Consider the following 7,271-nt stretch of genomic DNA (forward strand, 5'->3'; position numbering starts at 1 on the left):
TCCCTCGCCGCCGTCTCAGGCGCGGCGCCGCCGGGACCGCCAGGCCGCGAACGCCCCGGTCGACCAGAGCGCCCAGATCACCAGCAGCGGCTGGAACACGAGCCGGATCGCGCGCGCGGCGTCGGACTCGAGGCCGAAGGCGTCCGTCCGGGTGACGAGCTGCGAGACGTTGCCGGGGAACACGGCCACGAAGAACGCCGCTACCACGACTCCGACGACCACCCGCCACCGCGCCAGCAGCACGAGCGCGAGCCCCAGCGCGATCTCGACCACTCCCGAGGCGACGACCACGACGTCCGGATCGAGCGGGAGCCACGGCGGCACCTGCGCCTGGAAGGACTGCCGCGCGAAGGTCAGGTGGCCGACCCCCGCGGTCACGAGCACGAGGCCCAGGAGGATCCGGGCGATCGTGCGGGGGACGGAGCGGCCTGCTCCGCGCGAGGAGGACGGAGAGGCGCGCATGCCCCCAGTCTGCGCTCGGGGAGCGTGCCGGACGCGCCCGCTCGACCCGGAGCCCGCCGGACGCGCGTTCCCGCGCCGCCCCGTATCCTCGTAACCGCCCCGTCCGCAGACCGTGAAACGAGAAGCATGAGCACCCTGCCCCGCCTGATGGCCTTCGACCTCGACGACACCCTCGCCGCCTCGAAGTCCCCCGTCGACCCGGCGATGGCCGACCTCCTCGTCCGCCTGCTGAAGGCGACCGAGGTCTGCATCATCTCGGGCGGGCAGATCGCGCAGTTCCGGATGCAGGTGCTCGACCGCCTCGAGGGCGCCGACCCCGAGGCCCTCGCCAAGCTCCACCTCATGCCCACCTGCGGCACGCAGTACTACCGCTTCGAGAACGGCGACTGGGCGCAGATCTACGCCGAGAACCTCACCGAGGACGAGAAGTCCCGTGCCCTCGCCGCCGTCGAGGAGAAGGCGAAGGAGCTCGGCTACTGGGAGTCCGAGACCTGGGGTCCGATCCTCGAGGACCGCGAGTCGCAGATCACGTTCTCGGCCCTCGGCCAGGCCGCGCCCGTGCCCGTCAAGCAGGCCTGGGACCCGACCGGCGAGAAGAAGAACACCCTCCGCGAGGCCGTCCAGGCCGTGCTGCCCGACCTCGAGGTCCGCTCCGGCGGCTCCACCTCGGTCGACATCACCCGCAAGGGCATCGACAAGTCCTACGGCATGAACAAGCTCACCGAGCTCACCGGCATCCCGCTCGACGACATGATCTTCGTCGGCGACCGCCTCGACCCCGACGGCAACGACTACCCGGTGAAGGCCATGGGCGTCGAGTGCTTCGCGGTCGAAGGCTGGCACGACACCGCCGCGTACCTCGAGTCGTACGGCATCTGACAAGCGGGATCGAACCGCTCCGCGAGGCCCTCTGCTCCGGCAGGGGGCCTCGCGTCGTCCGGGCGCGCACCCCGGCAGGGGGTGACGGATCCGTCCGGGCGAGCGCCTCGGCGGGGGTGACGCGAGGAGTCGACCGGCCTAGCATCGGAGGCAGCCACCGCGGACGCCCGCTGGACGTGCCTCCGCACCGCCCCGATCGAGGGAGAAGCGACATGAGCACCGACGAGATGATGAAGGCCATGCCGATGGCCGACGCCGCGACGATGGACACGACCGCGATGCAGGCCTGCATCGACGCGTGCTCCGCCTGTCTGCAGGCCTGCACGATGTGCTCCGACGCGATGTCGTCGATGGACGGCATGGGCCGGTGCGCGTCGATGTGCGCCACCTGCGCCGACGTGTGCCTCGCGATGATGCGCATGATGATGCGGCCTGCGAGCACGGAGGCCGCCGTGCTGCGCCCGATGCTCGAGGCGTGCATCGCCGTGTGCCGCGCCTGCACGGCCGAGTGCTCCTCCCACGCCGAGATGAGCGAGACCTGCCGCCTGTGCGCGATGGCCTGCGAGGACTGCGCGTCGGCGTGCGAGGCGATGCTGGCGACCCTGCCGGCCTGACCGGCGCGACGGGCCGAGTCGTCAGTGCGTCGCTCCGCTAGCCGCGGGCGACGCTAATCTGCTGCGCGCCCGCCGTCAGCACGCCGTAGCGCACGTGGAACGACACCGGAGCACCGGCGGCGAGCGCCGTCGGGGCGTGGTGCCAGACGCGCTCGGTCGCGCCCGACTCCCAAAGCACGAGCTCGATCCAGCCCGCGTCGTCGACCGACGCGACGATCGCGTCGACCCGGCCCTGCGGAGTTGCGCGAGCCAGCCGCAGCTGCAGTGCGCCCAGTCCGTGGCCGGATCGATCGTGCACGCACATCGCGCCGCGCTCGCAGGCGGTGTCGACCGTCGTCTGCAGGCTGGCGCGGGGTGGCATGGCGCGTCCTCTCGTGGGGGGGTGTTGCACGCCACGGTAGGCGCGCACTCGGCGCCCCGCATCCGAGGGCGTCACACGGCGCAACAGCGCGTCAGGCGTCCTCGGACAGCGAGCCGCTCCGCGTGCCGTCGAGGGACAGCCGGAGGGCGCGCGGCAGCTTCGCGACGATGATCGCGTGCGACTCCTGCACCAGCTCGGCGGCCAGGCCCGGATCGACGCGGGCGAGGTCGACCGTGACCCAGTGCGTCTTGTTGAGGTGGTACCCCGGATCGACGCCGTCGACCCCCGCGACGAGGTGCACCACGTTCTCGGGCAACGCCTTCACGCTGATGCAGGCCCGGCCGCGCAGCTCGGACTCGAGCGCGAACACCTTGCCGCCGACCTTCCACACGCGCGTGCCGGGGCCGAACGGGAAGCCGGGCTCCGCTCCGGGGAGATCGGTGAGCAGCTGCTCGAGCGCGTCGGGATCCACGGAGCCAGTGTGCCGCGGGCGGCCCCGCTCGCGCATCCCGCGACGGGGCGGTCCGCAGACCGGTCGGTAGACTCGCCGGGTCGATCGAGCAGCCAGCGGAGCGCCTCCGCTTTCGGTCGGCCGGAATCGGAACCCGCATGCCTGACTCCCCGGCACCCTCCTCCCCGAGCCTCACGACCGCCCCGCGATCGGCGCTCGGACGCGCTGCCGGACGGTACTCCCGTGCGTTCGCGGTGCCGGGATCGCTCGCGTTCTCCTCCTCGGGCTGGTTCGGCCGGTTCCCCAAAGGCAGCCTCGCGATCGGCGTGCTGGTGCTCGTCACCGAGGTCTCGGGCAGCTACGCGCTCGGCGGAGCCGTCTCGGGCACGCTGACGCTCTCCCTGGCCGCCGCCGGGCCGGTCTGGTCGCGGGTGATGGACCGCTGGGGCCAGCGGCGCGCGCTCGCCCTGTCGCTGCCGGTGCTCGTCGCGGCGTCGCTCGGACTCGTCGCCGCCGTGCTGCTCGGCGCGCCCGTCTGGAGCTGGTTCGCCCTGGCGGTCCTCGCCGGGCTCGCCGTGATCGACATCGGCTCGGCCGTGCGCTCGCGCTGGAGCGCCGCGACCTCGGACCCCGGGCTGCGGCACACCGCCTACTCGGTCGAATCGGTGGCCGACGAGGCGGCGTTCGTCGTCGCTCCGCCGATCGTGACCCTGCTCGCCTCCCTCGTGCATCCCGCGGCGGGCGTGCTCGTGGGCCTCGCGATCGGCGTGATCGGGAGCGGCTCGCTGCTCGCACAGGTGCGGACGCAGCCCCCGCTCGCGGTGCGCTCCCCCGGAGGCAGGACGGCGCCGGTGCGCCTGCCCGCGGCGCTGATCGGGGTGGTCGCCGTGTTCGCGACGATCGGAGGGGTCTTCGGCACGTTCAACGTGGCCGCGATCGCGACGGCGGAGGCGGCCGGCGCGGACGCCGCGTCGGGCCTCCTGCTGTCGGTCTACAGCATCGGCAGCGTGCTCACCGGAGTCGTCGTCGGCGCCGCGCACCTGCCCGGCAGCCCGCTCTCGCACTTCGTCGTCGCCGGTCTCGCGTTCGGCGTCGTCGTGCCGGTCCTGGTCTTCTCGAGCTCCCTGCCCGTCCTCGCCGTGCTCGCGTTCCTCGCGGGCCTCGCGACCTCCCCGCTCCTCATCACGGGATCGAGCCTCGTCGAGACGATCTCGCCCCGCGCCCGCCTCACCGAGGCCCTCGCCTGGCCCCCCACGGGCCTCGCGATCGGAGTGACCGCCGGCTCCTCCCTCAGCGGCCTCGCCGTCGAGTCCCTCGGCCCCCAGTCCGGCTTCACCGTCACCGCCGCCTCCGCCGCCCTCGGCGCCCTCCTGACCCTCGCCACGGCCGCGGCACTGCGCCGCCGCTGACGGCCCGCACAGGCCAGGACCGCCCGACGCGTCCTGCGCAGAAGAGGCTGAGCGCGACGACCCGGCGGGATCCTTCCGCCTCGCCCCTCTCATCCTTATCTGCGAGCCCGCAGCGGCGTGCTGCGGCTCACCGCCGCATCCCGCCTGGAGGACGCCGGTCTCGATACGCCGCTCCGCGGCTACTCGACCAGCAAGGGGGGCCCACCCTTCCATCCCGCTCGTGCCGCAGGCACGGCGCCCCCCCTCTCTTCAGAAGGTGGCTGATCGGCGTCCGGTTGCGGTGATCGCAAGGCGGAGGAGGGAGTCGTAGCGGGAGCTACGGCGACCGACGACAACGCCGCGAGCACCGTGACCGGGCGCCGATCAGTCTTCGCCGAGGATGACTATGGAGGCGGTGGGGGGGAGCGCGTCCTCGTGGTAGCGCTCGATCTCCGGAATCGCGGCCGGGTCGGCCTGCTGGAGGAAGGTGGTGAGGCGGTCGACCTCGTCGGTCTCGCCGATCGATTCGGCGGCGCGGCGGAGGGCGTAGAGGGCGAGGAGGAAGCCGCGGTTGGGTCCGTGGCGCCAGGGGATGGGGCCCTGGCCGCGCCAGCCGGCGGTGCGGAGGAGGTCGAGGCCGCGGTGGTAGCCGACGCGGGCGTAGGCGTAGGACGGGAGGGCCGCGTCGATGCCCCAGACGCTGTCGGCGAGGAGCGCCCAGGCCAGCGGCGAGCGCGGGTGGGCGGCGGCGAGGGCGGCGAATTCGACGGCTCCCGGTGTCGCGTGCTTCGCGAGGGCCGCGGTGACCGCGGGGTCCTCGGGGAGGAGGGTCGGTTCGGGGCCCAGCAGGTTCTCGCCGTTCATGTCCCCAGGCTAACCCCGTCCTCCTGGAGCGTAACCCCGCGGGCGACCTGATCTTGCACACTGTTGTGCAACTTCATACGATGAACGGGTGACCACGAGCAGAGCACCCCGGCGCGACGCCGCCGACAACCGCGCCGCGATCCTCCTCGCCGCGCGGACTCTCCTCCGCACCGACTCCGACGCCTCGCTCGAGGCGATCGCGAGCGAGGCGGGAGTGACGCGCCGCACCGTCTACGGCCACTTCTCCTCCCGCGAGGAGCTCCTCACCACCGTGTTCCGCGAGGGTGCCGCCCGCATCGCCGCGGTCCTCGCACCCGTCCGGCACGAGGACCCCGCCTGCGAGCTCGCTCTGATCGGCTCGCGGATGTGGCGCGAGGTCGAGTCGATCCGCGTCCCCGCCCGCTCGGCCCTGCGCTCGCCCTTCGCCGAGCTGGTCGCCGAGACCCTCGAGCCCGTGCGCGCGCAGCTGCGCGAGACCGCGGCCCGCGGCATCGCCTCCGGCCGCTTCCGCCCCGATCTCGACGCCGGTCGCCTGGCGCGACTCGTCGAGGACGCGGCGATCGCGGTGCTCGACGAGGCCGCCGACTCCGATCTCGGCGAGGCGGAGGCCGAGCGCCTCGTCATGGTCGACGTCCTCGCGATCGCGGGCTTCGGCTGGAGCGACGCCGACGCGCTCGCCGCCCGAGTCGCCGCTGAGGAGGCCCGCTCGTGAGGATCGAGCTGCACGACGTCGCCAAGGGCGGCGCGCTCCCGGCCGTCTCGCTCGCGTTCTCGAGCGGATCCGCGACGCTCGCCCTCACCGAGACGGAGCAGCGTCCCACCGTCCTCGGCCTCCTCGCGAGCGGGCGGATGCGCCCCGGCGCCGGCCGCGTCACCGTCGACGGCGCCGAGGACCCGAAGCGGATGCGCGCCGCGGTCGCCCTGGTCGACGCCCCGGTGGTCAGCGAGCCCGCCCCCGACGTGACCCTCGCCGGAGTGGTCGCCGAGGAGCTCGTCTTCGCCGGGCGCGCCTCGCACACGCGCGCCGTCTCGCGCGCGCTCGACGCGCTCGGCGTCTCGGACCTCGCGCGCCGGCCGGTGTCCGAGCTCTCCGCGCTCCAGCGCGTCCGCGTGCTCGCCGAGCTCGCGCTGCTCCGCGAGGGGGTGGAGGCGCTCGTGATCGTCTCGCCCGACCGCCACGGCGGGGATCCCGCCGCGTGGTGGGCGCTCGCTAAGGAGCTCGCCGCACGGGGGCCGGCCGTCCTCGTGATCGCGGGCACCGCCTCCGCCTCGGCCATCGCCGCGACGGATCTGCTGCGCACGCAGTTCGACCCCGCACCGCCCACCGCCCTCGCGACCCTCGAGGACGGCTTCGAGGAGGAGACCGTCGGCACTCTGCACCGCGCCCTCGCCCCCTCGCTCCTCCCCGAGACCGCTCCCGATCCGATCGACGACACCCGCCCATGAGAATCCGCGTCCCCCAGATGATCCAGGCGGAGCTGCGCCGCCTCACCGCCACCCCCATGGCCCGCCTCGCGCTGATCGCGCTGATGCTCGTGCCGATCCTCTACGGAGGCCTGTACCTCTGGGCCAACCAGGACCCGTACGCGAAGCTGACCGACGTCCCGGTGGCCCTGGTCGTCGACGACGCCGGCACCACCGCCGACGACGGCACGGTGACGAACACGGGCGACGAGGTCGCCGACCAGCTCCTCGAGGACCACGCGTTCGACTGGCACCGCGTCCCGGCCGAGGAGGCCGCCTCCGGAGTCGACGACGGCACCTACGACTTCAGCGTCACCCTGCCCGCCGACTTCTCGGCCGCCCTCGCCTCGAGCGGCAGCGATGCGCCCTACCGTGCCAGTGTCGTCCTGACCACCAACGACGCCACGAGCTACCTCGCGAGCACGATCGGCGAGCAGGCAGCGAAGACGCTGCGCGCCTCCATCGTCGAGAAGGTCGACGAGGAGGCGGCGGCGCAGTTCCTCGTCGGCCTCGCGACGATCCGCGGCGACCTCTCGACGGCGGTCGACGGCGGCTCGCAGCTCGTCGACGGCGCGACGACCCTCTCGGGCGGAGCCGCCTCCGCGCAGGACGGCGCGGGCACCCTCGCCGACGGGGCCGCTCGACTCGCCGACGGAGCCTCCTCCCTCGCCGACGGCACCGCGCAGGTCGCCGGCGGAGTGCAGCAGGTCGCCGACGGGAGCGGCACGCTCGACGCCGGCCTGCAGCAGCTGCGCGGCGCCACGGCCGACCTGCCCGCGCAGACCGCG

At 73.8% G+C, this 7,271-nt stretch carries 10 protein-coding genes; 6 read left to right on the plus strand and 4 right to left on the minus strand.

The annotated features are described in order from the left end of the window. Window positions 1–15: 15 nt before the first annotated feature. Window positions 16–462 carry a DoxX family protein gene (locus B0T42_RS18280; RefSeq protein ID WP_077224415.1) on the minus strand — a complete coding sequence of 149 codons (447 nt, stop codon included), beginning with the start codon at window positions 460–462 and terminating at the stop codon, window positions 16–18. A gap of 126 nt (window positions 463–588) precedes the next feature. On the opposite strand from B0T42_RS18280, the gene B0T42_RS18285 reads away from it, so the two are divergent. Together B0T42_RS18285 and B0T42_RS18290 are read left to right on the plus strand one after the other, a co-directional pair. Next, window positions 589–1,341, plus strand: a complete 753-nt coding sequence (locus tag B0T42_RS18285; RefSeq protein WP_077224416.1) for an HAD-IIB family hydrolase — start codon at window positions 589–591, stop codon at window positions 1,339–1,341. Between the two features lie 212 nt (window positions 1,342–1,553). Then, window positions 1,554–1,955 (plus strand): four-helix bundle copper-binding protein, encoded by a 402-nt coding sequence (locus B0T42_RS18290; RefSeq protein WP_077224417.1) that lies wholly within the window; start codon window positions 1,554–1,556, stop codon window positions 1,953–1,955. A gap of 37 nt (window positions 1,956–1,992) precedes the next feature. On the opposite strand, the gene B0T42_RS18295 is transcribed toward B0T42_RS18290, so the two are convergent. Then, window positions 1,993–2,316, minus strand: a complete 324-nt coding sequence (locus B0T42_RS18295; RefSeq protein WP_077224418.1) for a hypothetical protein — start codon at window positions 2,314–2,316, stop codon at window positions 1,993–1,995. A 91-nt stretch (window positions 2,317–2,407) separates the two neighbouring features. After that, entirely contained in the window at window positions 2,408–2,788 is a 381-nt protein-coding gene (locus B0T42_RS18300) for an MmcQ/YjbR family DNA-binding protein (protein ID WP_158078183.1), read from the minus strand. A 137-nt stretch (window positions 2,789–2,925) separates the two neighbouring features. Here B0T42_RS18300 and B0T42_RS18305 point away from each other — a divergent pair, with 137 nt between their 5' ends. After that, window positions 2,926–4,176 carry an MFS transporter gene (locus B0T42_RS18305; protein ID WP_077224420.1) on the plus strand — a complete coding sequence of 417 codons (1,251 nt, stop codon included), beginning with the start codon at window positions 2,926–2,928 and terminating at the stop codon, window positions 4,174–4,176. A 363-nt stretch (window positions 4,177–4,539) separates the two neighbouring features. On the opposite strand, the gene B0T42_RS18310 is transcribed toward B0T42_RS18305, so the two are convergent. Then, entirely contained in the window at window positions 4,540–5,019 is a 480-nt protein-coding gene (locus B0T42_RS18310) for a DUF3151 domain-containing protein (protein WP_077224421.1), read from the minus strand. Window positions 5,020–5,107: 88 nt separating this feature from the next. On the opposite strand from B0T42_RS18310, the gene B0T42_RS18315 reads away from it, so the two are divergent. From B0T42_RS18315 to B0T42_RS18325, 3 genes are all read left to right on the plus strand, one after another. Next, window positions 5,108–5,731, plus strand: a complete 624-nt coding sequence (locus B0T42_RS18315; protein ID WP_077224422.1) for a TetR/AcrR family transcriptional regulator — start codon at window positions 5,108–5,110, stop codon at window positions 5,729–5,731. After that, window positions 5,728–6,465, plus strand: a complete 738-nt coding sequence (locus B0T42_RS18320) for a P-loop NTPase family protein (protein WP_201788589.1) — start codon at window positions 5,728–5,730, stop codon at window positions 6,463–6,465. The genes B0T42_RS18315 and B0T42_RS18320 overlap by 4 nt, the downstream gene beginning before the upstream one ends. Further along, window positions 6,462–7,271 (plus strand): YhgE/Pip domain-containing protein (locus B0T42_RS18325; RefSeq protein WP_236720408.1); only part of this gene is annotated, 810 nt, incomplete at its 3' end. The genes B0T42_RS18320 and B0T42_RS18325, both read left to right, overlap by 4 nt.

It is taken from the genome of Rathayibacter rhapontici (assembly GCF_001995175.1).
GTDB lineage: Bacteria > Actinomycetota > Actinomycetes > Actinomycetales > Microbacteriaceae > Rathayibacter.

Coding starts and splice junctions, on each gene's coding strand:
- B0T42_RS18310 (WP_077224421.1), bottom strand. CDS start 5,019: ATGAACGGCGAGAACCTGCTGGGCCCCGAACCGACCCTCCTCCCCGAG.
- B0T42_RS18290 (WP_077224417.1), top strand. CDS start 1,554: ATGAGCACCGACGAGATGATGAAGGCCATGCCGATGGCCGACGCCGCG.
- B0T42_RS18285 (WP_077224416.1), top strand. CDS start 589: ATGAGCACCCTGCCCCGCCTGATGGCCTTCGACCTCGACGACACCCTC.
- B0T42_RS18295 (WP_077224418.1), bottom strand. CDS start 2,316: ATGCCACCCCGCGCCAGCCTGCAGACGACGGTCGACACCGCCTGCGAG.
- B0T42_RS18280 (WP_077224415.1), bottom strand. CDS start 462: ATGCGCGCCTCTCCGTCCTCCTCGCGCGGAGCAGGCCGCTCCGTCCCC.
- B0T42_RS18305 (WP_077224420.1), top strand. CDS start 2,926: ATGCCTGACTCCCCGGCACCCTCCTCCCCGAGCCTCACGACCGCCCCG.